The following is a 24,719-nucleotide window of genomic DNA, read 5'->3' as shown; positions in this document are numbered from 1 at the left end:
ATCCCACTCAGCCTCGAATTCTTTCCCATTGCCACGCCGTCCGTATCATGACTACTCTGAAGAACCTCGGTGATCTGATAGACCCCAAAGCCGATCCACAAAAAATCGCATTGATAGGACTGGATGGCAAAGTGGGATCGCCCGAGGCTGCGCGGCAATATACCTATGCTGAAGTCGACGATATCGCGCGCGGCGTTGCTCAGGCCCTGCATGCACAGGGTTTTCAAACCGGCGATCGCATTGCTGTCCTCGCTGCGAATTCAGTGCCCTATATCGCCACGGTGCTGGGCATCATGCGCGCCGGACTGATTGCAGTACCGGTCAATTTCAAATTTCCGCCAGCGCTGATCGAGTATGTACTACAGGACAGCGGTGCGCGCCTGGTGCTGCATGATCAGGCGCGCGCGGCGTCCATTCCCGGCCATATTCCCAGCGTGGCGCTGAATACGTCCGAGTTCGACGCCTGGCGTAAGCAGGGCAATGCGCCCTCCTATACGCCTGGCCATGACGATACGGCGCTCATGCTGTATACGTCCGGCTCCACCGGCAAACCCAAAGGTGTACGGCTATCCCACGCGGGCCAGTGGTGGACGGTCGAGACAAGGCAGAAGGCAACCCCTCTGACAGCCGAACGTGCGCTAATCGCTGCGCCGCTTTATCACATGAATGCGCTGGCGCTGGCTTTCCTGTCATTGGCCAGCCATGCGACGACGGTCTTGCTGCCTCAGTTCTCCGCCGCAGCCTACATCGATGCCATCGGCACCTATCGCTGCACCTGGCTGACCGCCGTCCCGCCCATGATTGCGATGATGCTGCGCGAACGCGATCTGCTGGCGCGCACCGATCTGTCATCCGTTAAAGTCATCCGCATGGGCTCAGCCCCGGTCAGCGCCAGCCTGCTGACACAGATTCACGCCATGTTTCCGGCCGCACGCGTCATCAATGCCTTTGGCACCACCGAAGGCGGCCCCGTCGTATTTGGCCCCCATCCAGCAGGATTGCCCACGCCGGCAATGTCGGTGGGTTATCCGCATCCCGCGGTCTCGGTACAACTGATGCCGGGGCCTGGCGATGGGTCGGAACAAGGCATTCTGACGTTGCGCAGCCCAGGCTTGATGCAGGGGTATCACCAACGCCCCGATCTGGCGTTGCCATTCACCTCCGACGGTCATTACATCACCGGCGACGTCTTTCGCCGCGATGCAGACGGTTTCTATTATTTTGTCGGCCGGCGCGACGATATGTTTGTCAGCGGTGGGGAAAACATCTACCCCGGTGAAGTCGAAAAAATGCTCGAACAGCATCCCGCCGTTCAGCAAGCCGCGGTAGTGCCCGTCGACGATGACATCAAAGGCACCAAACCCGTCGCATTCATCGTCTTGCGTGCCGGCCAACATGCCGACACCGAACAGATCAAACAGTATGCATTGGCAAACGCGCCTGCCTATCAGCACCCCCGTCAGGTCTGGTTCGTCGACGCCCTGCCTCTAGCCTCGACGAACAAGATCGATCGTCATCAATTGCTGGCAGAAGCTGCGAGGCGGCTGAGCATGGATCCTCAACATGTGAACTGATCCTGCACACGCCACCCTGTCATTGATAGCGCGATACAGACACTCGTGTATCGCTGACCGTTTAGATTAAAAGGACTCACCATGCGTTTTACGTTGATCAGCTTGATGACGGCTCTAACAGCAATCGCTCCTTTTTCCGTCGCGCATGCTTTGGACGAAGTCACGGTTGCATTGGCCATCCCGCCCGCCGTACACGACGGCGCGCCGTATGCCGCCGCGCAGGAACTCGGATTCTTCAAACAAGAGAATCTGGACGTCAAAACCATCGTCTTTCAAGGCGCAGGTGCACTGTTGCCTCAAGTCGCCAGCAAACGCGTGACCTTTGGCTACCCGACGTCTGAGCCCATCATCTCCAGCTATTTCAGCGGCAAAGACATTCTGCCACTACGCTATTTTTATAACGGCGTGCCATCCAATACGATGGAATTCGCAGTGCTCGCGGACTCCCCGATCAAAACCATTGCCGATCTGAAAGGCAAGCAGATCGGCGTAGGCGCGCTGACGTGGGGCACCATTCCCGGCGGACGTGCCGCCTTGCGCACGGCAGGACTCACCCCTGGCAAAGATGTCCAATACGTCGCGGTAGGCGCATTGGCTTCGGGCTTCCAGGCACTCAAAACAGGTCGCGTCGATGCATTGAATTTCAATAGCAGCTGGAACGATATGCTGGAAATGTCTGGCACCAAGATCCGCCGCATTGCTTATCCCGAGATCTTCAGCGAGACGGCGGGGAATGGATTCATCACCCACACCGATAATTTCCGCGATCATCCCGACTTGCTGGTCCGCTTTGCCCGCGCCTACACCAAGGCCCAAATCGCCTGCCAGGCGAACCCGGAATATTGCGTGCAGGCGTTCTGGCGCGCGAATCCCCAAGCAAAGCCCGCAGACGCGGATCCTGCGCGCGCGTTGGCCGATGCGACCACACTGCTGTCACGCCGCCTGAACCGCGTGCTCAACAAACCCGATGGCCAGCCCCGCGTGCCCGGCCAGTACGATTTGAAAGCGATTCAAGCCGGCATTCAAGCCATGGCAAACGCAGGCGAATATCCGTCGGCCGAGGTCCCCATCAACAACATCTTTTCAAACGATCTGATTTCGAAAATCAATGATTTCGATGCGCAGGCAGTACGCCAGCAGGCCCGGAGCGCGAAATGAGTCACCCACGCATTAACGTCAGCCCTGGCGATGCCGCCGTCGACGTACGCAGACGGATTCAATTGGCCGGATTCCAGCCAGGTCCGGTACAACTCGTTGCGACCTTGACGCATCCTGATGGCAGCCTCTGGCGCAGCGCGGCAGCTTTTGTGGTGGGCACCGATGGGATCGTAGATTTAGACGCTCAAGCGCCGCAGCATGGTGACTGGGCTGTCGCAGACGCCATGGCGACCGTGTGGTCACTGCAACGTCAATCGCCTCCCACCGACGCCACACGCTCCGAAGAAACCGAAACGCTGACCATACGGCTATCGGCCCGGAACGCCCAAGGCCAAACCGCACACGCCGAGCTCATACAACGATTTGTCGTAGATAACGTCACTCGGCGCGAGATTTCAGAGTCCGGCCTGGTGGGCACCTTGTTTACGCCGGGTGCGAAAGGCCCCCACCCTGTCATCATCGTCATGAGCGGATCGGGTGGCGGGATACCAAAACAGCGGGCCGCCTTGTATGCGGCCCATGGCTACACGGCATTCGCCTTGGGTTACTTCAAGGTGCCGGGCCTGCCCGACAGCATCGGGAACATGCCGCTGGAATATTTTCAACACGCATTGGCCTGGGTGCATCAGCATCTGCAACCGCAGAATGGCTTTGTCGCCATCACGGGCCAATCGCGCGGCGGCGAACTGTCGTTGCTGTTGGCCTCGCGCTTTCCCGATCAGATCAACGCCACCATCGCCTATGTCCCCAGCTCGGTGATTCACGGTACGCTGCGGGCCGGCGAGCCGGGCCAGGCCCCGGACTCACCAGTATGGACCTGGCAAGGCAAAGCCCTGCCCAACGTCTGGCAGAACAACGGCCAGGCAGACTGGAGTGCATTCCATCAACGCCCGAAAAACGGCGAAGCCGTACGCCAGGAACCCGCTTTTCACACCCCGATGCGCAATCAGGACGCAGTAGCCGCTGCACGCATTCCGGTCGAGCGGATCCGTGGCCCCATCATGCTGATCTCGGGTACAGATGATGGGTTTTGGCCGTCCTCCTGGTACAGCGAACAGATCCAAAAAACGCTGCGCGAGCATCACCACGCCTGGCCAGTCGAGCATGTGCGCAGCGATGGGGCGGGCCATGCGATAGGGTTACCCAACCTGCCCACGACCCTGATTGCCAAACCCCATCCCGTCGCACAGGTGGTCTTGACCGGCGGCGGCACGCCCGAGGCTAATGCGCGCGCCAATACCGCGTCCTGGTCTCGTGCCCATGATTTCCTCCGTGCAGCCATACGCGCACACCGAGACTCGCAAATCCAGACCGCTCGGCAGTCCGGCCAGGGGGCACAATGAGCGCGAGCCTGAGCCTGAGCGATGTCGGGCTGACATATCCCACTCGCACGGGTCTCATTCAGGCTCTGCAAGGCATAAATCTGCAGATCGAGGCGGGGGAGTTTGTCGCAGTGCTGGGTCCATCAGGTTGCGGCAAATCGACCTTATTGAAACTGGCCGCCGGCCTCTTGCCCGCCACAGAAGGCGAACTGCGGCTGGGTAGCGAACGTATTACTCGACCGAGCCGCCGCGCGGGTGTCGTGTTTCAAAAACCCAATCTCCTGCCGTGGAAGACCGTCCTGGACAATGTGCTGCTACCGGCCACGATGCTAAAGCTGCCCAAGGCGCCTGCTCGTGAGCGAGCTCAGCAATTGCTGGAGCTCGTCGGTCTGTCAGGCTTTGCAGGCAACTATCCCTATGAACTGTCTGGCGGTATGCAGCAGCGTGTGGGGATCGCTCGCATGTTGCTGCCCGATCCCGATCTGTTGCTCATGGACGAACCCTTTGCTGCGCTGGATGCCTTGAGCCGCGAAGCACTGACGCTAGAGCTTCAGCGCATCTGGAGCACACAGAAAAAATCTGTATTGTTCATTACGCACAGCATTCCAGAGGCGGTCTTTCTCGCCGATCGCGTCTTGGTCATGTCGCCCCGTCCAGGACGCATTATCGAAGACTACCGTCCAGGCCTGCCCCGACCGCGCACCCTCGAGACCCTGAACGACGCGGACTTCACCGCAGCCTGCCATCACTTGCGACGCCATTTCACCCATGCTCAAGCGACTTGATATCACTGCGTTTCTCTATCCGCTCATCAGCCTGGCTGTATTGGTCCTGGTGTGGCACATGGCCATCGAGATTTTCACCATCCCCGATTATCTGCTGCCACCGCCAGCATCCGTATTTTCCGCGCTGTACCACGGGCTGATTTCCGGAGAACTCTGGCCGCACATTGCGACGACGCTTGGGGAAACGCTCAGTGGTTACGCAATAGGATGCAGCCTGGCGATAATCATGGGCGCATTGCTGGCAGAGTCGCGCACCTTTGAACGATTCTTCTATCCGCTGCTGATCGGCCTGCAGGCCATGCCCAAAGTGGCCCTGGGCCCGATTATTCTGGTGTGGTTCGGCTTTGGCATGGCATCCAAAGTCGTACTGGTAGCGCTGGTCTGCTTTTTCCCACTGTTCGTCAACACAGTCAACGGCATCAAGCGCACCGATCCCGAACTGCTCGATGCATGCCGCGCTTTCTCCGCCTCACGCCTGTATCTGCTGCTGCACGTCAAACTACCTGCGGCATCAGGGGAAATTTTTTCAGGGTTGCAGATTGGTGTCTCGCTTGCTCTGATCGGCGCAGTCGTCGGCGAGTTTCTTTCCGCACAGCAAGGCCTGGGTTACTTGATCGCCTCGGCGTCCGTCAGCATGAGCCTGGCAACCATGTTCTCTGGCGTGTTGCTGCTTGCTGCGATTGGCTTGACAGGTTCATTGATCATGCGGGCGATCCATCGTCGCGTGGTTTTCTGGGAAGCGCGATCCGAAAAAACGGGCCGGTGATTCTGAGCCGCCGGTCCCGATGCCCGCCGTCGCACCGCAGCGCACTCAGGAGATGTCCTGCCCCACGTGCGCGCGCACGGCTTTCTGTACCCGCTTGAGGTCGCGAGACTCCATCGCATCGACAATATCGAAGTGCTCTTTGGCCGACTGCACGATACGCTGGTGAGTCACCCACTCACGCGCGGGAGCCGCCGGACCGCGCTTGCGCAATTCGTAGATCAGCGCCACCAACTCTCTATTGCGGCACATGTCGTACATGGCCGTGTGAAACGCCATGTTGACCTCGTACAGATCGAGCACAGTGCCAGATACCAGCAACCCCTGAAAACGCTCGGCCAACGTACGCAGTTCGGTCAGTTTAGCCTTGGTGATATGCGGCATCAGGTCCTCGACCGCCGCGACTTCCAGCAATTTACGTATGTCGCGAACCTGCTCGTCCCGTGTCACATCACGCTCGAACACATGGTAACCCCGGTTGGGGACATGGCTGATCACCCGTGTGCTCGCCAACTGATCCAGCGCACGACGCACCTCCAGGCGAGTCGCATCGTAACGCTCTTGTAGATCGATCTGCTTCAGCCAGGAGCCCGCACTGAAAACTCCTGCCTGGATGTCTTGCGCGATACGGTCGGCCAGATCGACTTTTTCTCCAACCGATTTGGACATCGGCTACTCCCGCGATTTGCCTAAAGCACACATTTTAATCTGAAGGTTCCCCCTCCAGACGCCAACGCAGACTCACCCCTCCCATCCCATTGGGCGCCAAGGCGGGGATCGCCTGTAACAGGCGCCGGGTATAGGCATGCCGAGGTTGGTCGAAAATCCCGTCGCGTCCGCCCTGCTCTACGATTTCCCCTTCGCGCATGACAATGACCCGGTCGGCCACTTGCTCGACCACGCTGAGATCATGGCTGATGAACAGGCAGGAGAACCCGTGCTTTTCCTGCAATTGCGCGAATAATGACAGCACCTGTGCCCTGACCGTAACGTCCAATGCGGATACCGGCTCATCGGCAATGACAAACGCAGGCCGGCGCACCACGGCACGTGCGATGGCCACCCGTTGCCGTTGCCCTCCTGAGAGCTGGTGCGGATAACGTGAGGCGTACTCCGACCCCAGGCCCACCTCCGTCAATACCTCATCCAGACGCATGCGCTTCGCTCGCCCGTCCAACTGGGGCATAAAACGCAGTCCTTCGCCAACCAGTTGACCGATAGTCATGCGGGGGTCTAACGACGAATACGGGTCCTGAAACACCATCTGGCAGTTCATTCGATAATCGCGCCACCCAGGCGAGCCTCGCCGAATGGATTGCCCCCGAAACCGCACCTCGCCTGACGACGCCTTGAGCAGACCCGCTATCACGCGCCCCAACGTCGTCTTGCCCGATCCCGATCCCCCCACAACGGCGACCACCTCGCGCGGGCGCACCTGCAGATCGATCCCCTTCAAGGCACGCATCCCCGCCGATCGGGAAAACAATCTCCGCCGCCCGGCATAATCCACCACCAGATTACGCACTTCGACCAGTGGGGCCTCGGCCACAGGAGGGCGAGCAGGCATACGCCTGGGCATCGCGTCCAATAGTTTGCGCGTATAAGGATGGCGTGGCGCGGCCAGAATCAACGGCGTATCACCCGACTCAACGACCTGGCCTTTTTCCATCACCACAATGCGATCGGTGTAGCACGCCACCATTGGCAGATCATGGCTGATCATCAAGAGGGCCGTATTCTGTTCGCGGGCCAAAGCGCCCATCAATTCGAGCACGTCGCGTTGCACCACCGCATCCAGCGCCGTAGTGGGCTCATCCGCAATCAACAGCGCAGGCTCCAACAGCATGACGGATGCCAGCATCATTCGTTGCCGCATACCGCCCGAAAACTCATGGGGCCAGGCCTGCATGGCCGCCTGCGGATCCCGTATGCCCACTCTCGCAAGCATGCTCAGGATGCGCTGAGTACGTGCCTTCACGTCCAGATCCCGGCGATGCAATGCCACGCCCTCATCTAGCTGACGGCCGATCGACATCGATGGATTCAATGAGGTCATCGGCTCCTGAAATACCATGCCGATACGAGCCCCTCGCAGGGTGCGCAGTGTCGCGGCGTCGGCCTTGGCAATATCAATACCATCAAAGAGGATCGAACCACCGGATTGCACGAGAGGAGCGGGCGTCAATCCGATCACGGCGCGGGCTGCTTGCGTTTTTCCACTGCCCGATTCCCCAACAATACCTACCCGCTCGCCAGGAGCGACCTCGAAAGAAACACGCTGGACGATTTCACGTCCGCCCTGGCCTACCGCGATGCTCAAATCGGCCACAGACAACAAGGGATTCACATCGCACTCCTCATCCGGGGATCCAGTCTGTCGCGCACGGCGTCACCCAGCAGGTTAATACCCAACAATGCCACGGCGATACACACGCCCGGCAATATGGACAGGTAGATGGCTTGCGCCAGGAAGGGTCGCGCCGAGGCCAGCATGTTGCCCCAGGTAGGTGCGGGAGGCGGCACTCCCAAGCCCAGAAAGGACAGCGCGCTTTCTGACAGAATGACCCACCCGAACATCGATGTCGCCAGCACGGTCAGTGGCGCCACACAGTTGGGCAATACATGCCTGAACATCGTGTAGGTCTCGGAGTTGCCCAGCACACGAGAGGATTCGATAAACTCGCGCTCTCGCAACGACAACACCGTGCCACGCACGATGCGGGTTACCGAGGGGGTATAGGCCAGTCCCAGCGCCAAAATGATGCCGTATTTATTCGCCCCTACGATAGCCAATAGCCCTAGCGCCAACAACAGACCGGGAAACGCCAGCAAGGCGTTGTTAAAGGCCATAATCACTCGATCCGTCCACCCTCGTGCAAAGCCGGTAATCGCTCCGATAATCGTGCCGGCGATAATGGCCAATGCCACCGTGGTCAGACTGATCCAGACACTGCTCGTCGCGCCGGCCATCAATCGGGAGAGCACATCCCGGCCGAACTCGTCCGTCCCCAGCCAGAACTCGCCGCCAGGCGGCTTCAGACGTGCAGCAAAATTGATCCGCAATGGATCGTGCGGTGTCCACACCGAACCAATCAACGCAATCAGCACAATCACGCCGACGATCGCACAACCGATCACCGCGTTTGCGGGAAATTTTCTCTTGGTCATTCTGCCGCCACCTTGGGATCAAAGAACGGATAACAAAGGTCAATGACGAGGTTCACCGCGACATACACCACTGCCACAAACAACAGGCAACCCTGAATGACGGGATAATCACGAGAAAAAATGGCATCGACCAGCAGACGGCCCAGACCCGGAATCGTGAATACCGTCTCGACCACCGCAATACCCCCCAGCAAATTTCCCATCACCAAACCGATGAGCGTCCAAGTCGGACCAAATGCATTGCGAAAAGCGTGATGAATCATCACTGAGGATTCACGTAATCCTTTGGCACGGGCGTGGGTGATGTAATCCAGACGCAGTACTTCCAGCGTGCTGGCTCGCGACATGCGCATCAATACCCCGATTTCATGCAGAAACAGCGTCAATATCGGCATCACCAAATACAGCAATCCCGATCGCCAGTCAGTACCGATATCCACATACCCGACGACAGGCAGCCATTCCAGCTTTACGCCAAAGAAGATCAGCAGCAGCAAGCCCAGCCAGAACGAAGGAATAGACACCAGCAGGGTGGCCGCACTCACCAGTACCAGATCGGGCGTCCGGTTCTGCCTCCAGGCCGCTATCATGCCGGCGGGCACCGCAACGACACTGGCAAAGAACACGGCGGCCACCACTATGCGGGCGCTTATCAGAAACCGGTCCCACACCAACGGCAGGACCGGCTGGCCGGTACTGATGGATATCCCCAGATCTCCAGATAGCAGGTTGCCGACCCAGATACCGAACTGCACAAACAAGCTGCGATCCAGTCCTAGCGAGGCGCGTAAATCCGCCAATGCCGCTGGGGTCGCCAGATCACCCAGCATCAATTGCGCCGCATCGCCTGGGATCAGGCGGATCAGGACAAACACGGCGACAGCCACGATGACAAGCGTGGGAATGGCCATGACAATCCGAGCAAGACAAAAACGCAGCATGTCGCTACTCCATTATCATGAGTTGTCGTTTCTATCTGCGGGCTGCTTGCCCACTATGGCGGCACGCCGCTGTTTCAGCGCATTGGCAAGGAAGTCCTGTACCGTATCCACGCACAGCAATCCCTCATGCGGCACGTTCTCGACAATATCCAGCTTGACATCGATACCTGCGCGCACGAATGATTGACGCAAGCTCTCCAGACGTGCAGGGCGGGTGCTGCCGGCATCGTTAGCGCCCGGCATATAGAACTTTCCGCCCTCTTGATGCGTGATTTCCCATGTTTCGAGATCGGCGGCTCCCACCACCATATGCACGGCTACTTGCTTTAAAGCATCGATATTCAAAGCTTTACCGAACTGCTGTTCCATATCGCGCACCCCGACCCACCAATCACGATCGGCGTCGAGCAAGGTCACCGATCCTGGCGCACCGATGGACACGGTCCACAGACGCTCGGGATGCAGCAACGCAAATCGGTTAACAAACTGTCCGCCGCCGGAATAGCCAAACAGCGCGAAGCGGCTGAAGTCACAGCCGAATTTCGCCCCTATTTCATCCACCATATCAAGCAGAATATGGTCATAGCGCAGCTCGCCTTCTTTGATCTGTTTGAAGCCGTCGCGGTTGCCGTCGCCCAATACGCCGACAGGAAACAGTGGACACAACACAATGCAGTCATTCCAGCGCGCGAACTCGGCAAACGCGTCACGATATTCGACAAAAGCACGGCCCGTGCCATGCACAATCACCACCAGTTCCATCGGATGCTCGGCGATGTCAATGTGCGGCGGTACATACATGCAATACGAAAAGCGCGGATCGCTTTTAGACGCAAATATCGTGGCCTTGCCTAGATCGTAAAGCGCACGAGCGCGGTCAGTATTGGTAACGGGAACAAGCATGGACATCCTCGAATGAGCAAATGACATCGCCGGGCTGGCACCGGGCATTATTTATTTATGCATAAATTGGCGCCAATTTTAGTTGGATAAATCCATCGATGACAAGAAAAGAATCAGTGCGAGACCATTCCAGCGCCTGATTACCCGGCCTTGTAGCTCTTCAGATGCAGGCTAGTCTCAGTCGCCGCGATCCCTTTGATGAGCCGTACGCGCTCCAGGACCTCCGACATTTCGGTAATGCTCTGCGCTCGCAATTCGGCCAACAGGTCCCAACGCCCATTCGTGTCGTGCAACGCCGCAACGCCGGGCTCGCCGAGTAATACGCTGATGACTCGACGAGTCTCATTGCCATCGATGGCAATACTCATCCATGCCGATATTTGCGCGGGCTGCACATCGGGTTGCAACCGTACCGTATAGCCGACAATGATGTTTTCGGCTTCCAGACGGGCGATACGGTTATTGATGGTGCCGCGTGAAACGTCCAGACGCTTGGCAAGCGTCGCCACCGACTCTCTTGCGTTGGCTCGCAGCAATCCGAGTAATCGTTGATCGAGATCGTCCATTCTCATTTCGTCAATTCTTGGTGCCAGTTTGGCATCTTATCGTGGTTTTCTGTACGGGATGCAGACTATTTCTTGACAGTGATACGCATCAGAATTTCAGGTATGAACAACGGAGCAAACCATGACATTATTGCTGACCACTCCCGATGTAGTATCCCTGATCCAACGACGAACGCTGCCTGGCTTTCTGCGGCAATTGGAACAAGCCATCCATGACGACTTCCTGCGCTGGCCGGAATTCGATAAGTCCGCCCGGCCGGCAGCGCACTCGCCGCACGGTGTGATCGAACTGATGCCTGTGGCCAATGCTCAGTTGTACAGTTTCAAATACGTCAATGGCCATCCCAAAAATCCTCTGTCGGGGTTGCCTACTGTCATGGCTTTTGGCGCCCTGGCGGAAGTATCCACGGGTAAACCATTACTGATCAGCGAGTTGACCCTGACCACCGCGCTGCGTACCGCTGCCACCTCTGTCATGGCCGCCCGCGCATTGGCACGCGACAACTCACGTTCGATGGCCTTGATTGGCAACGGCGCGCAAAGCGAGTTTCAGGCATTGGCCTTTCATCACCTGCTAGGTATCTCCGAGCTGCGTGTCTACGACATCGATGCCGCAGCGACTCGCAAACTGATCGACAATCTCGCCCCGACGGCCGGCCTAAAAGTGATCGTCGCAAATAGCGCGGCCCAGGCCGTACGTGGTGCCGACATCGTGACCACCGTCACCGCCGACAAAACCCATGCCACCATTCTGACACCCGAAATGATCGAGCCCGGCATGCATCTGAACGCGGTCGGCGGAGATTGCCCTGGCAAGACCGAACTACATCGTGACATCCTGGCTCAGGCGTCGACCTTTGTAGAGTTTGAACCTCAAAGCCGCATTGAGGGCGACATCCAGCAAATGTCCGCTGATTTTCCAGTCACAGAATTATGGAGAGTGCTGCGCCAGGAGGTCAAAGGCCGCACCAGCACTGATGAAGTCACCGTCTTTGACTCAGTCGGCTTTGCCATGGAGGATTACTCCGCCTTGCGTGTACTGTATACCGAAGCGCGCGAACAAGGTATCGGCCAAGAGGCGACACTGATCCCCGAATTGCAAGACCCCAGAAATCTGTACGCCACGCTGGTCGCTCAGACCGAGCGTCAGGCACCTGCTCGACGCGCTGCGTAAATCACGAGGCAGGTTGCGGCGCTGCCAGACAGGGCCGCAACCTGAAGTAATTACTCCTTCTTGCTCACTTCCCAGGCTCTGGGCTTACGCAGCGCCCACGGCTTATAGCCCTCCACACTGTCACGGAATGCCCCGACGTCCGCGCCGTTATAGAGAGGGATAGTCGGGATGTCGCTCAGAAACATGCCATGCAATTGATCGAAGATCGATTTACGTTTCTCTCGATCCAATTCCTGCGCCGCCTGTTCGATCAATTTGATGGCTTGTGGGTCGTCCCATACTTTGCGCGGCTGCGTCGCCTTGTCTCCGGACACGGCTTCATAGCTTTGCGCTGGGTCCATGCGCGGTGAGTACGGTTGCACCAGCATCTGATATTTCCCTGTCACGTAGCGGTCCTGCAATGCGCCCCACTCCATGACATCCAACCGTACGTTGATTCCGACCGACTGCAGCATGGCCTGTACCAATACCGCCGCGTTATACGACTGTGCGTAGCGCCTGGAGGCGATCAAGGAAATCGGCTGCCCCTGATAACCGGATTCTTGCAGCAGTTTCTGCGACAACGCAGGATCATAGGCCCAGCCTTTTCTCTGCACATCATCAAAGTAGCTGGAAGCCAAGGGCACGATGGAATTGTTCCAGGGCGCGAGCTTTTCGTTCACCGCATCGGCCAACTGCACATAATCAATCGCGTGCGCAATCGCTTCGCGCAGCTTTGCATTGCTCAATACGGCATCACGAGTCTGAATGAGCACACCGGTCATTCCCAACGTATCGGCATGCGCCACAGTGATACCGGGCGACTTCTGCATTTCCGGCACATCGGTGTTGGACAGATCGGAAATGATGTCTATGTCTTTGCGTTGCAGGGCCAGCTTGATGGTCGATTCGTCAGGAATGATGACAAAACGGACTTCGTCGACCAACGGACGCTTGGACCCGGTAAACCCGTCTCGCACACCGCCTTCTGGCCCCGTGCGATTGGCATAGTCCTTGAATTTCTCCAGGCTGATATATTCTCCGCGCCGCCATTCTTTGAGCTCGAATGGACCCGTGCCGATGGGATGATCCCAGGTCCCGTCTGCGCGTACGGAGTCACGATGCAAAATGCCGGCGCCACCACAGTCCAATCGCGACAGGCTGTTCAGAAACAGGCCATTGGGCCGTTCCAGCTTGAATATCACGGTATCCGGATCGGGAGTTTGCACGTCTTCGACTTTCACCCCATCACGGCCATCGAATTCTGTTCGGCAGCGCCAGCCGGTCTTGGGATCCATGTAATGCTGCCAAGTCCACAGCACATCCGCCGACGTCAGCGTCGTGCCGTTGTGGAACTTCACGTTCGGCCGCAGCTTGAATGTGTAGGTCTTGCCGTCTTCGCTGATTTGCACCGATTCGGCGAGCTGTGGCTTGACGTCACCGTTCTCACCAAAGGCTACCAGTCCTTCGACGATATGCTGCACAACAGTATCGCTATTCGCGTCGCGATTCACCCCGGGCTGCGTCGACCGGATATCTGCCGTCAAGGCGATGCGCAACGGCGTAGCAGCATATGCTGTCGAACCCAGGACGAGAGCCAGACACGCGGCGGTCATGCACTTTGACATAGTGCTCATCTTTCTACTCCCTCGATAACTGTTGTTGAGTATGTTGAGTCATCTGCCTTCCCCCATTGATAGAGCGAGCTTGAGGCACCGGGGCCTCAGCGCTTTACCATCCCGGTCAGATCGGGATGGCGCAACAAACCGCTATTCACGTTGACGCTGCGCTGTACCGTCATTCGATCACCATCGAATGTGCACACCACCGTGTCCTTGAAAGCCGTTTGCGGAAAAATCCAGGTCATCTCCAATGTGTGCGCGCCGGCCCATCGCGCCATTGCAACGACGGGCTCTCGATCAAAGGTATAACCGTGATGCAAATCCTGCCCGGGCATGCTCGTGACAGACTCTATCCACTGTCCCAGACCGGCCCGTATCTCGTGTGACCCATTGGCGTCGGTCAATTGAAAGCGGCATTCACCGTCAACAAATATGAGCCGGATCGATTCAACCCCTGCGGCATTGGGATCAATGACGTAGCTTTTCCCAGCTACCGTGCCTTGCTGGTCTGAATACCCCGCAGACGGCGCCGAAGGCTCGGCCTGCCAGACACGCAGACGCTGAGCCAGGCGGCCATCCGCCGCGGCATCCGGCATCGGCGCTGCCAAAAAGGCAGGCACGAGATATTGCTGCACATAAGGCAGCAAGGTCGCGCTTTTGTCTATGGCCGCCGTGATGGCCAATGTGACATCATGCTCGGGAAAGACCGTGACCAGCTGGACGAATACACCTATGGCGCTGTAGGCGCCTGCCGGCCGTATTTGCCAGTGATAACCATAGGTGCTATCCGGTCCGCCTTGAGCACGCGTGGAGTCATGTACCCAGCGTTCCGGCAAAATCTGCGAGCCATTCCATCGCCCACCCTGAGCATGCAGCAGACCCAGCTTTAACAGATCGGCAGTCCGCGCCGTCAAACCGTTGCCCCCGGGATTAATGCCATCAGGCCCCACCGACCAACGCTCATCACGGATACCCAGCGGCTCGAACAAGCGCGGCTTCAGATAGGCATGTAATGTCTGCCCGGTGATTTTGGTCAGGATAGCCGATAGCATGTAACTGGCCGCGCTGGTATAGACGTACCGCGTGCCCGGCGCGTAAACCAGGGGTATTTTGAAAAATTCCGCGGTCCAGCTACTGGCAATATTCCGCCATACAGCGCCTGACACCCCCTGGGCGTGTCCTGTACGCATCGTCAACAGATCGCGCACTGTCATGGCCTGCAACCATTCGCTGGGATCGGTAGGCACCTCATCAGGGAAAAAGTTCACTACCTTGTCCGAGAGACTCAGTCGCCCTTCGCCAATGGCCAAACCAATGGCGCAAGCGGTAAAGCTCTTGGCCACTGAATGCAAGACGCGCAGCCGGTCAGAGCGATACGGCCAACGCCACCCCTCGGCGGCGACCTTGCCCTGTCGATGCAGCATGAAACTATGGACATCCAACCCGGCGGACTCCAGCTGATCGAGGAAACGGATGATCTGATCCCCGTCTATTCCCACCGACGACGGGGCTGCACGTAGTAAACCATCGTCGAAAGCCAGCTCTGTTGCGCCAGGAACGGCGTCAGACCGGCCATCCTCGACGTTCGTACTCTGCATGCGTAACCTCTCTATGGGGCGGTCGTTTGGATATGTCATTACGGTAACACATTTTGGCGCCAATTTTATTCACAAAACCGCGCCGCTGTCGGCAAAAACAACATGCCGCTGAAAACAAAGAGCCCACCGGCAACGGTGGGCTCTTTGTTTATGCGCTACAAGCGCGTGCGGCAAGCCGTCAGGCGATCAATCTGCATCCGCAGCCAGGAATTCGAACCCCATAGTGCGGGCCTGATAGTACAGTCCGCCATCCTGCACGATCAAGAATGCCGCACGCGCATCCCCATCGTTGTGATGCGAATGCGCAGCCCCCGCCGGCGTCACCAATGTTGCGCCAATTGTCCAAGGGCACGTCTGCCCGTCAACCCGGGAATAGCAGCCATGCCCGGCTACGACTAATGTCAACGCAGCCGAGTTATGCCGATGCGCAGATTGATGACAATGTGCAGGCAAGGTGTTTAACGACAGCGTCAAATTAGTCATCAAGTTGCGGCTGCTTTCATGTGCTTGTGCAGAAAAAACCACCGCCATCCCCGACGTGCCGGCATCTGGCGTGGTTCGATAAATCGTCTCTATCTGATCCGCAATATCATGGGCCCGAAAGATAACCGCCCCTGCCTCATGACACGGCGATGCCATGGGCGCCGCCTGTAACCCATGATGCGCCAGCATCGGCTCGTCTGTCACCAGCCACGCCACGCAGGCAACGTCGCCAGCGTTAGCCAAGTGGTGTTTTCCCGCCGGCAAATACAGCACATCGCCGGCAAAGAGCCGTTGATCGGCCTCGCCCGCCAAATCGGCAATCTGTAGCGTTCCGCTCATCACATACCAAATAGAGCCGCTGGCGGCGAAATCTGCCTCCAGAGTATCGCCCGCATTAACGCGCGCGTACCGGGCCAACATGAACGGCGTCGTGGCGGGATACGAGGTCGCCAGGGCTTGCGACTGATCACACTCGACATAACCTGTCTCGGTATCGGCCTGTAGAGCCATCCTCACCGGTTCCGAAAAAATCCCAGCCGGCACCTCAGGCAAATGGATGTTGAACGCATTAGCCGAGTTAAAGTAACGCGCACGGCGCTCGGCAGCAGATTCCGGGCGGCTCGCCGTCCCTACGCCAAGCGCGGCCATGGATGGACTGTGCAGAGGCTTACTTCCAGAAGACATAGCGCTTTTCCAGCAAATTAATCGTGCCAAAGAAAATCAGACTCGCTGCCGACGCCACAAATATCGCGGACCATACTTGAACGAAATCAATCTGCAGTACCGCTTGATATATCGTCCACCCCAGACCGCCCGTGGCCCCTAGCATTTCGGTAACGATAGCTACGATCATGCTGCGTACAGTCGAGACCCGCATGCCAGCCGCCGTCAGGGGAATCGCGGCGGGCACCCGCAGCCGCCACAAAATAGCGGCACGATCGGCGCCGAAACTGCGCATCAGATCGACCGCTCTCTGGTCCACGCGATCCAGGCCAGCCAAGGCGTGCAAGAACACCGTAAAGCCCACGGCTAGTGCAACCATGATGACCTTGGACTCAGGACCGATGCCAAACCACAGCAGAATCAAGGGCGCATAGGCCACTACAGGCACGGAATTCAACGCGGTCGCCGTGGGGAGCAATACACGGCGAAAGGCGGGCAACATCGTCAATATCACTGCCAACAGCATTCCCCCGGCCGAGCCCAGGAAAAATCCGCCTATTGCCTCCATCAGCGTCAGCGCAGCGGCATGACCCAAAGATGTTCGCTGGTCCACGATGGCGGCCAGAATACTGCTGACGCTCGGCAACACATAAGCGGGAAGGTCAAACACTCTCGCTGAGGCTTCCCACAATATCGCAACGCCGGCCAGCCCCATCAGTGCACGCGCAGTCGCCCTCGACGGACGTAAACGATTGAGGTTCACAGCTCGCTTCTCCAGAAAACCACTCGACGCTCTGCTAATGCGACCAGCCCATAGAACGACGTCCCCAGCAATCCTGACATCAGGATAGCCGCCCATAGGGCAATGACCTGCTCGTTGTACATCGCCTGCAACAACAACACCCCCAGCCCTGTGGTATCCCCGAACCATTCCCCGGCGATCGCGCCCAACAAGCTCAATGTGCACGCCAACCTCAACGCCACGAAAATCTGCGGCAAAGCAGCGGGCAGTTCCAGGCGAAACAGCAGCTGCCAGCGCGTTGCGCCGAAGCTCCTCAGCAGATCGACCTGCCGTTTATCAACCGCGTCCATGCCATTTAACGTATTCACGGTGACAGGAAAAAAGGTCAAGTAGAACGCGATCAACGCTTTCGCCAATATGGTGTTCCCGAACCACAATACGACGACGGCGCCAAATGCGATGACAGGTATCGTCTGCGAAATCACAAACAGAGGGAAAATCACCTCACGTAGGGCGCGCGACTGCTTGAACAACACGCCGTTGGCCACGCCCACCACCACACCCATCGCGAAACCCAGCAACGTTTCGCTCATCGTTCGAAGAAACCCCGCGATATAGGCATCCGGCACTGAAACGATGGACATGACGATGTCCGACAGGCGCGGCAGGTAGTACGGCTTGATATTGCCTGCCACCACCACGCCCTCCCATAGTGCAGCGGCGACCAGGATAGCTGCCGCCCCACGCAACACTGTCAGCGTGCACGACCTGAACATCGCGCTCGCACGGCTCATGGACGGCGCTCCTCGACCGGGATTGCCTCTAGAAAGCGCCCGTCAAATACGGCGGCGACATCGACGGGCTTGGTGAGGACCTTGTTCTTGAGCAAAAACGCCTCGGTCGCCTGGATTGCCTTTGGATCGATCCAGAACAATCCTTCGGTCTTGGCCTGCCCTTGCGTCATCAAACGATAGGCCTCGGTCAGCATGAATTCCTGATGGGCGCGATCCAGGGTGGGAGCTACCTTCATCACCGCGTCGACCGCGTCCTTGGGATGCGTCATGGCATCGCGCCACCCTCGGATGGACGCGCGCAGGAATTTCGTAATCAACTCAGGCTGTTCCTGCGCCGTTTTCTTGGACACAATCAACGTATCGCGAGGGAAAGTCGCACCATAATCCTCGGCCACGAACGTGCGCAGATTATCCGCCCCCATGCGTTGTTTGATCGTATAAAGCTCGTTGTACCAGGTGGCGGTAGCCACATCGACATCGCCATTGACGAATGGCGTGACGCTGACTTGTTGCGGCTGGATATCGACCTTGCTGCGGTCCACGCCATTGTTGGCCAGCATGCCAAACAACACATAGTTTGCGCCGGTGAACCACGCGGTCACTTTCTTACCTTCAAAATCCTTCAGCGTTTTAACGGGACCGTCTTTACGTGTCACAAAAACGAACGGCGTTACCTGATGCGAGACGCCTATCGACACAATAGGCATGCCCTTGTCGATCGCCGCCATCACGCTATCGGTGCCGCCAGACAGGCCGAACGTATCGGCGCCGGTCGCCACCAGGTTCTCGGTCAGGAGATTGGGGCCACCGGGATTGATGGTCAGGTCAATGCCCTCATCCTTGTAGTATCCCTTTTCCAAGGCGTAATAAAAGCCCGCAAACTGCGTCTGCGGCAGCCATTTCAAGCGCAACGTCGCTTTCATCAGATCTGCCGCCTGGGCCGTAAAAGGCGCCAATGCAGCCAGACCCAACGTAGCCGAAGCTGCCAATACTGCCAATGTGCATCGTTTGTTCATGATGGAATCCCGGCAAGCACTACACAAAAGACTGGAGGAAGGGCCAAAGCGACTTTCCCCTCTATTACGAATCAGATCGCCATTGGCAACCGTCAACTCAAAATGGCCGCGAGCCCGCCACTGTCGTTCTATGCATGACCCGCCGATATTTGTTGTCGTCGTAGGGCGTCGCGCAATGCATGGTGCAACGGTTGTCCCACAGGATCAGATCGCCTTGCTGCCAGCGGTGACGGAATACGAACTCGTCCTTGATGGCATGCGCGTTCAGTTCCGCCAACAACGCATCCGACTCGTCTTCAGGCAGATCATTAATGCACTTGACGATGTCTTGCCCCACATACAGGGACAGCCGTCCCGTTGTGGGATGCGTGCGTACCACGGGTTGGATCACGTCTGGCGTACGTGCCTTCTGCTCGTCGGTCAACGGTGCACGGTCAGCAAAGGCCTTGCCGTAGTAGCCTGCGTACGAGTGGGTAGCGCGCAGGTTTCGAATGCGTTTCTGCATTTCTGCTGGCAGCCCCTCGTAGGCCAAATGCATGCTCGAAAACAGGGTGTCGGCGCCTTCCGGTGGCACCTCTACGGCATATAGCAAAGACCCCATGCTGGGCTCGGCCATATATGACAGATCCGAGTGCCAGTTCCAGCCTTCCTTATGGTTACCGATGGGTTTCCCATTCTCGCTCACATTGGACAGCACATAAATTTCAGGCAAACCCGTCGTCAGAAACTGCTTGAGTACGTGTGTCATCAAGGGACCAAATCGACGGCTTATCTCGACATGACGCTCATTGGACAGTGTCTGATTGCGCACCAGGATGAGAGAGTGTTTGTCCAATTCCTCGACCAATGCATCGATGGCGTTATCACTATCTGGCGATGACAAGTCCAGATCCAACACCTCCAGGCCAAAACCAGGATGCAGCGGACGGGTATTCAACGTCAAGGGTTCCTCGAGCGTAGACAGAAGCGATGTGGAAAGCATGATTAATTCCGATAGGTAGGATCCTGACGATCCAATTGACGAATGAAAGCAGGCCACTCGCGCTCGCCCGCCACCAGGATGTCGCCTTTCATTTCCCAGAACTGTCTGGCGGCCTTTTCGCAGACCTCGTGAGAAGGCAACACCAGGGGGCCCGCCCCGCCTGCCACCGAGGCCTGCATCTGCAGCTGTATCTGGGCCGCGCGCTCGAAGTAATACAGCAGCATGAAGGCCTCTCCCGGTGTACGCCCCACGGTCAACAAGCCGTGATTGCGCATCAGCATGACGGGATGCTGAGCGAAATGCGCAATCAATCGCTCCTGCTCGTCCAGATCGATCGCCACGCCCTCGTAGTCGTGAAACGCCTGGCGCTGATAAAAGCGCATCGCGAACTGCGACAGCGGCAGCAAGCCGTCCCGCTGGGCAGAGACAGCAATACTGGCATCCGAATGCGTGTGCAGCACGCAGACTGCATCATGGCGGCTTTGATGAATCGCGCCGTGAATGACGAAACCTGCGGCATTGACCTGGTAAGGCGAATCACAGAGCTTTCGGCCATGGACATCGATACGCACGAGGCTGGATGCTGTGATCTCCTCGAACAGCATGCCATACGGATTAATCAGAAACTGATCGTCAGTGCCGGGTACGCGCAAGGAAATATGGTTGTAAATCAAATCGTCCAAGCCCAATTGCGCCACCAACCGATAGCAGGCGGCAAGGGACACACGGGCCTCCCATTCGGCTTCGCCATACTGCTCTCGGCCAAGCTCGACCGTGTCGGACGTCAATTGAACAGGCGCTAAGGTGATATTCATCATGGCGTTCAATGCCCTCCTTTGCTGCGCTCGCTGGCGGTAAAGGACTTCATACTTTCTTCCTCAATCGCCTCCAGCAATACACGCTTGAGTTTCATGAATTCGGCGGAAGTGACGATATCTGCACGGCGTGGGCGGGGCAGAGCCACCACTTGCTCCATCTTTACTTGTCCTGGCCGCGACGTCATGACGAGCACGCGATCCCCGAGAAAGATCGCCTCGTCCACATCGTGAGTGATGAACAAGATCGTGCGCCTATGCTTTTGCCAGACGTCGAGCAGCCAACGCTGCATCATCGTGCGCGTCAAGGCATCCAACGCGCCAAATGGCTCATCCAACAACATCAGATCGCGGTTGAACATGAACGTCCGCATCAAGGCGACGCGCTGACGCATCCCGCCGGACAGCTCGTGCGGATACTGTTTTTCGAACCCCGCCAAACCGAATTCGGGCAACATATCGAGGGCCGCGCGGCGCGCATCGGCACGGCGGGCGCCTTCCAGTTCCACAGCCAGGATGGCGTTATCGATCACGGTCCGCCAGGGCAGCAACAGATCCCGCTGCGGCATGAAGGACACCTTGCCCAACAGGTCACGGGCTTTGCATGGTTTACCCAGGAACTCGATGCGCCCGCCCTCATCGGGCTCTTCCAAACCGGCAACGATATTGAACAGCGTGCTTTTCCCGCAGCCGCTGGGGCCTACAACGGTCACGAACTCGCCGGGGGTGATGGACACACTCAGATCGCTCAACGCACGCGTCTTGCCGAATGTTTTAGACACGCCGGCCAACGCCAACAGCGGCGCACGCCCGCCTGTTTCAACGTCGTATTGCACGGCGACGGTACGGCTGTCGGGCATGAGTGAGTCCATATTTATATGTATGCAAAGTCTGTTTATGTGTATTTCTTAATGCGATCGTCAGCATAAAAACTGCCGTCTACGATTTCTTAAGCAATACCCATGCCAACCTTTTCACATAGAGAACTTGGATTTTTCCTTTGGAAATGGCTCTTTTTCGGTGCAATCCTTGGTGCATATATTGTTCAGACATGTGCATCCCACGCTTTTGTTCTTGTATACATTAGTAGCTAAAATAGCTGCACACATTGCCCCAACAATCATCCGACGAGCCCGCCGACTCGCTCCCTTGTTTAGAGAGACCCAAGTGAAGGTAGACTTCTTGTCGTCCGCAAAAACATCCGGACAGTCTTCGACGCGCACCGTATTGCCTCATCACCGCCCCGACATGAAACCCGTTCAGAACCGCTCAGAGCAGATTCAACAAACCCTGGAGGCCGAAATCTTTTCGGGCGAACTCAGCCCAGGCACCCGCCTGGATGAAGTCGAGCTTGCCGAGCGATTCCAGGTGTCTCGCACACCGGTGCGCGAAGCGCTGCGCCATCTGGCCTCAGGGGGCCTGATTCAGATACGCAACCGCCAACCGGCTACGGTGGCCACGCTGTCGGCTCACAAACTCGTGGAAATGTTCCAGGTCATGGCAGAACTGGAAGGCCTATGCGCACGCATGGCGGCCCGGCGGATCACACCCGCACAGATTGCCGAGCTCAATCGTCTGCACGAGACCTTGATTTCGCTATCGAACACCGATCAAGTCGAAGAGTTCTATGACGTGAACCGGCAGTTTCACGAGCTGATCTACGAGGCCTCGCAAAACGAATTCCTGGCTGAGCAAACGAGGGCGCTGCGTAATCGCATCGGCGCCTATCGGCGACTGGTCACCCACAAACCCAGCCGTCGCGAGGGCACCATCAGCGAACATGCAGAAGTCTTGCGTTGCATTGTCAAAGGCGAAGAAGACGCCGCAGCCAACGCGATGCGCGGACACGTGAACCTGCTGGGCGAGAAACTGCTGGATTTCATCGCCCTGTTTCCAAAAGGTTCCGCGTCTGAAACGGCCGGATAGATTCCTGCATATCGGCCGCAAGCACCAAAATCACGGAACATTAAAGACGACTTGCATTACGCAACGCGGCGCTGCTCACATCCCAAACCGAAAGGCCGATCTCTGCATGCGCATATCTTTATGCCCTTGAACATATTGCCAATAGAGCGTTGTTCTTTGTGGACGGCGTCCATATCATTTCTGCTTCTATTGCAGCGCAAATACCTCAGCGCGACGCCTTGAATTGCCAAACTTCGCTGGCGGAGTTACCCGGCTGACGCGGTCATCGAAATCGAGCAGAAGGCTACTACCATGACGCGTCTCACAGGCGAAATCTGCCACGGCGCAAAAGGGGTTTGATCTTTCATGTGTATTGCCTTTATAAGATGTCGGTACCTGCTATCGTTTCCAACTTAGTCCTGCCGCCAGTGCCAGTGCCGCGCCTATTGCCAATGAAGCCACGGCAAATCCGAGCCGCACATCATGAGCGGCTGCGCCGTCAGGCGCGATCGCGATGAAAAGACCACCAATTATCGCGACGCTTACCGCAGCGCTAATCTGAAAAGTGGCAGTGACCAAACCGGAAGCAAGCCCAGCCCAACGTGTGTCAACCTGGTCCACGTTCAGGCGAACCAGTGCAGGTAATGCGATGCCTTGTCCAGCGCCAATCAGGAACAAAGGAAAGACGAGCCAAGACGATGCATCGATGCAGGCCAACACGGCGACCATGACCAGACCAAGGGCTTCCAGGATCATGCCAAACGCTGCAGTGCGCGAACCCAGCCGCCGGGCGATGGGTGGAGCGCATAGCGGCCCCAGGAAAAAGCCAATGCCGAGCGGCAGGATTGCCAGGCCGGCTGCCAATGCATCATTAGCCAAACCGGCCTGTTCGTACACCGCAAACACAAAGAAGAACGCCGCGAGAGAGTAGAAAAAGAATGCTGCTGCCAGACTGCGTTTCAGTCCGCGAGCCGCCAGAATCGAGGGCAAGACCAAGGGCGTTCTGTCAGCGAGCTCTTGTCTTTTTTCATACCACCAGAAGACACACAAAAATGGCGCGCTCAAACAGAGCAGAGCGACGCACCACCACGGCCAGTGGTGCTCTCGTCCTTCTACGAGGGGTACCACCAAAGCCAGCAAACCGGACGCTAGCAGCAACGCCCCCGGCACGTCCAGGCGAGCGGAACGCTCTGCCCGACTCTCACGAAGCAGCGCCAGCGCAGCGGGGATCGCGACGACAATAATGGGGAGGTTGATCAGAAAAACGCTGCGCCAGCCTAGCCCCCACGGACTGGTTGAAACCAGTACGCCCCCCAGCAGTTGCCCCCCCACAGAAGCCAAGCCGAACGTCGCTCCATACAGACTGAGTGCGCGATTCTTCTCGCTTGCTGGAAAAAGGGCGTGTATCGATGCCAACGATTGCGGCGCCATGATGGCCGCCGATATGCCTTGCAGCAGTCGCCCGACAACGAGCACGCCTGGCGACGGCGCCAAACCACACAACGCTGACGCCACGCCAAAGCCAAAAATACCGCCGACGAAAACTCGCTTTCGCCCATAGAGATCGCCAAGACGCCCTCCCAAAATCAACGTGACAGCATAGGCCGCGGCGTAGACCGAGATCACCAGTTGCGCGACATCGGAAGATGCTTGCAGGTCGGCGCGGATGGCGGGTAGCGTCACATTGACGATGAAGAAGTCCAGCGGCGGCAACATTGTGCCGATCAACAGAACAGCGAGGGCCAGCCAGCGGCGCGAATCAAGCG

At 57.7% G+C, this 24,719-nt stretch carries 22 protein-coding genes and 1 pseudogene; 7 read left to right on the top strand and 16 right to left on the bottom strand.

Going from position 1 to position 24,719, the window contains the following annotated elements; genetic code table 11:
• Positions 1-47 precede the first annotated feature (47 nt).
• From ACNA0I_RS14785 to ACNA0I_RS14765, 5 genes are all read left to right on the top strand, one after another.
• Complete coding sequence (locus tag ACNA0I_RS14785; RefSeq protein WP_415806770.1) at positions 48-1,574, top strand: class I adenylate-forming enzyme family protein; 1,527 nt, start codon at positions 48-50, stop codon at positions 1,572-1,574.
• An 81-nt stretch (positions 1,575-1,655) separates the two neighbouring features.
• Entirely contained in the window at positions 1,656-2,732 is a 1,077-nt protein-coding gene (locus ACNA0I_RS14780; protein WP_415806769.1) for an ABC transporter substrate-binding protein, read from the top strand.
• A complete protein-coding gene (locus ACNA0I_RS14775) occupies positions 2,729-4,075 on the top strand; it encodes an acyl-CoA thioester hydrolase/BAAT C-terminal domain-containing protein (RefSeq protein ID WP_415806768.1) in 1,347 nt (448 codons plus the stop codon). Before ACNA0I_RS14780 ends, ACNA0I_RS14775 begins: the two co-directional genes overlap by 4 nt.
• Complete coding sequence (locus ACNA0I_RS14770) at positions 4,072-4,839, top strand: ABC transporter ATP-binding protein (protein ID WP_415806767.1); 768 nt, start codon at positions 4,072-4,074, stop codon at positions 4,837-4,839. Before ACNA0I_RS14775 ends, ACNA0I_RS14770 begins: the two co-directional genes overlap by 4 nt.
• Complete coding sequence (locus tag ACNA0I_RS14765; protein ID WP_415806766.1) at positions 4,823-5,605, top strand: ABC transporter permease; 783 nt, start codon at positions 4,823-4,825, stop codon at positions 5,603-5,605. Before ACNA0I_RS14770 ends, ACNA0I_RS14765 begins: the two co-directional genes overlap by 17 nt.
• Before the next feature lie 45 nt (positions 5,606-5,650).
• Here the strand turns inward: ACNA0I_RS14765 and ACNA0I_RS14760 are convergent, their stop codons facing one another.
• The 6 genes from ACNA0I_RS14760 to ACNA0I_RS14735 form a co-directional block, all read right to left on the bottom strand.
• Complete coding sequence (locus ACNA0I_RS14760; RefSeq protein ID WP_415806765.1) at positions 5,651-6,271, bottom strand: GntR family transcriptional regulator; 621 nt, start codon at positions 6,269-6,271, stop codon at positions 5,651-5,653.
• Positions 6,272-6,305: 34 nt separating this feature from the next.
• Entirely contained in the window at positions 6,306-7,949 is a 1,644-nt protein-coding gene (locus tag ACNA0I_RS14755) for an ABC transporter ATP-binding protein (RefSeq protein WP_415806764.1), read from the bottom strand.
• A complete protein-coding gene (locus ACNA0I_RS14750) occupies positions 7,946-8,770 on the bottom strand; it encodes an ABC transporter permease (RefSeq protein ID WP_415806763.1) in 825 nt (274 codons plus the stop codon). Before ACNA0I_RS14750 ends, ACNA0I_RS14755 begins: the two co-directional genes overlap by 4 nt.
• Positions 8,767-9,711 carry an ABC transporter permease gene (locus tag ACNA0I_RS14745; protein ID WP_415806762.1) on the bottom strand — a complete coding sequence of 315 codons (945 nt, stop codon included), beginning with the start codon at positions 9,709-9,711 and terminating at the stop codon, positions 8,767-8,769. The genes ACNA0I_RS14750 and ACNA0I_RS14745 overlap by 4 nt, the downstream gene beginning before the upstream one ends.
• 15 nt (positions 9,712-9,726) lie before the next feature.
• The gene (locus ACNA0I_RS14740; protein WP_415806761.1) at positions 9,727-10,614 is read right to left on the bottom strand and encodes an alpha/beta hydrolase; all 888 of its coding nucleotides are present in this window, start codon (positions 10,612-10,614) and stop codon (positions 9,727-9,729) included.
• Positions 10,615-10,754: 140 nt separating this feature from the next.
• Complete coding sequence (locus ACNA0I_RS14735; RefSeq protein ID WP_415806760.1) at positions 10,755-11,180, bottom strand: Lrp/AsnC family transcriptional regulator; 426 nt, start codon at positions 11,178-11,180, stop codon at positions 10,755-10,757.
• 121 nt (positions 11,181-11,301) lie between these two features.
• Between ACNA0I_RS14735 and ACNA0I_RS14730 the strand changes: the two genes are divergently transcribed.
• The gene (locus ACNA0I_RS14730) at positions 11,302-12,354 is read left to right on the top strand and encodes an ornithine cyclodeaminase (RefSeq protein WP_415806759.1); all 1,053 of its coding nucleotides are present in this window, start codon (positions 11,302-11,304) and stop codon (positions 12,352-12,354) included.
• A gap of 50 nt (positions 12,355-12,404) precedes the next feature.
• Here the strand turns inward: ACNA0I_RS14730 and ACNA0I_RS14725 are convergent, their stop codons facing one another.
• The 9 genes from ACNA0I_RS14725 to ACNA0I_RS14685 form a co-directional block, all read right to left on the bottom strand.
• Positions 12,405-13,961, bottom strand: coding sequence for an ABC transporter substrate-binding protein (locus ACNA0I_RS14725; RefSeq protein ID WP_415806878.1), 1,557 nt, complete (start codon positions 13,959-13,961; stop codon positions 12,405-12,407).
• 95 nt (positions 13,962-14,056) lie between these two features.
• Entirely contained in the window at positions 14,057-15,553 is a 1,497-nt protein-coding gene (locus ACNA0I_RS14720; protein WP_415806758.1) for a serine hydrolase domain-containing protein, read from the bottom strand.
• A 186-nt stretch (positions 15,554-15,739) separates the two neighbouring features.
• On the bottom strand, positions 15,740-16,720 hold the full coding sequence (locus tag ACNA0I_RS14715) for a cupin domain-containing protein (RefSeq protein WP_415806757.1): 981 nt from the start codon (positions 16,718-16,720) through the stop codon (positions 15,740-15,742).
• Complete coding sequence (locus tag ACNA0I_RS14710) at positions 16,704-17,462, bottom strand: ABC transporter permease (RefSeq protein ID WP_415806756.1); 759 nt, start codon at positions 17,460-17,462, stop codon at positions 16,704-16,706. The genes ACNA0I_RS14715 and ACNA0I_RS14710 overlap by 17 nt, the downstream gene beginning before the upstream one ends.
• Complete coding sequence (locus ACNA0I_RS14705; protein WP_415806755.1) at positions 17,459-18,235, bottom strand: ABC transporter permease; 777 nt, start codon at positions 18,233-18,235, stop codon at positions 17,459-17,461. The genes ACNA0I_RS14710 and ACNA0I_RS14705 overlap by 4 nt, the downstream gene beginning before the upstream one ends.
• Complete coding sequence (locus ACNA0I_RS14700; protein WP_415806754.1) at positions 18,232-19,251, bottom strand: ABC transporter substrate-binding protein; 1,020 nt, start codon at positions 19,249-19,251, stop codon at positions 18,232-18,234. The genes ACNA0I_RS14705 and ACNA0I_RS14700 overlap by 4 nt, the downstream gene beginning before the upstream one ends.
• Before the next feature lie 97 nt (positions 19,252-19,348).
• Complete coding sequence (locus tag ACNA0I_RS14695) at positions 19,349-20,233, bottom strand: TauD/TfdA dioxygenase family protein (protein WP_415806753.1); 885 nt, start codon at positions 20,231-20,233, stop codon at positions 19,349-19,351.
• Positions 20,234-20,235: 2 nt separating this feature from the next.
• Positions 20,236-21,051 (bottom strand): class II aldolase/adducin family protein, encoded by an 816-nt coding sequence (locus ACNA0I_RS14690; protein ID WP_415806752.1) that lies wholly within the window; start codon positions 21,049-21,051, stop codon positions 20,236-20,238.
• 5 nt (positions 21,052-21,056) lie between these two features.
• Complete coding sequence (locus ACNA0I_RS14685; protein ID WP_415806751.1) at positions 21,057-21,908, bottom strand: ABC transporter ATP-binding protein; 852 nt, start codon at positions 21,906-21,908, stop codon at positions 21,057-21,059.
• Between the two features lie 307 nt (positions 21,909-22,215).
• Between ACNA0I_RS14685 and ACNA0I_RS14680 the strand changes: the two genes are divergently transcribed.
• Complete coding sequence (locus tag ACNA0I_RS14680) at positions 22,216-22,974, top strand: GntR family transcriptional regulator (protein ID WP_415806750.1); 759 nt, start codon at positions 22,216-22,218, stop codon at positions 22,972-22,974.
• A gap of 378 nt (positions 22,975-23,352) precedes the next feature.
• Here ACNA0I_RS14680 and ACNA0I_RS14675 read toward each other — a convergent pair.
• Positions 23,353-24,719 (bottom strand): annotated as a pseudogene (locus tag ACNA0I_RS14675) (MFS transporter); the annotation flags it as partial.

This window comes from Bordetella muralis (assembly GCF_965139205.1).
Taxonomy (GTDB): Bacteria; Pseudomonadota; Gammaproteobacteria; order Burkholderiales; family Burkholderiaceae_B; genus Bordetella_A; species Bordetella_A muralis.
This window is presented reverse-complemented; position numbering and strand designations above follow the sequence as displayed.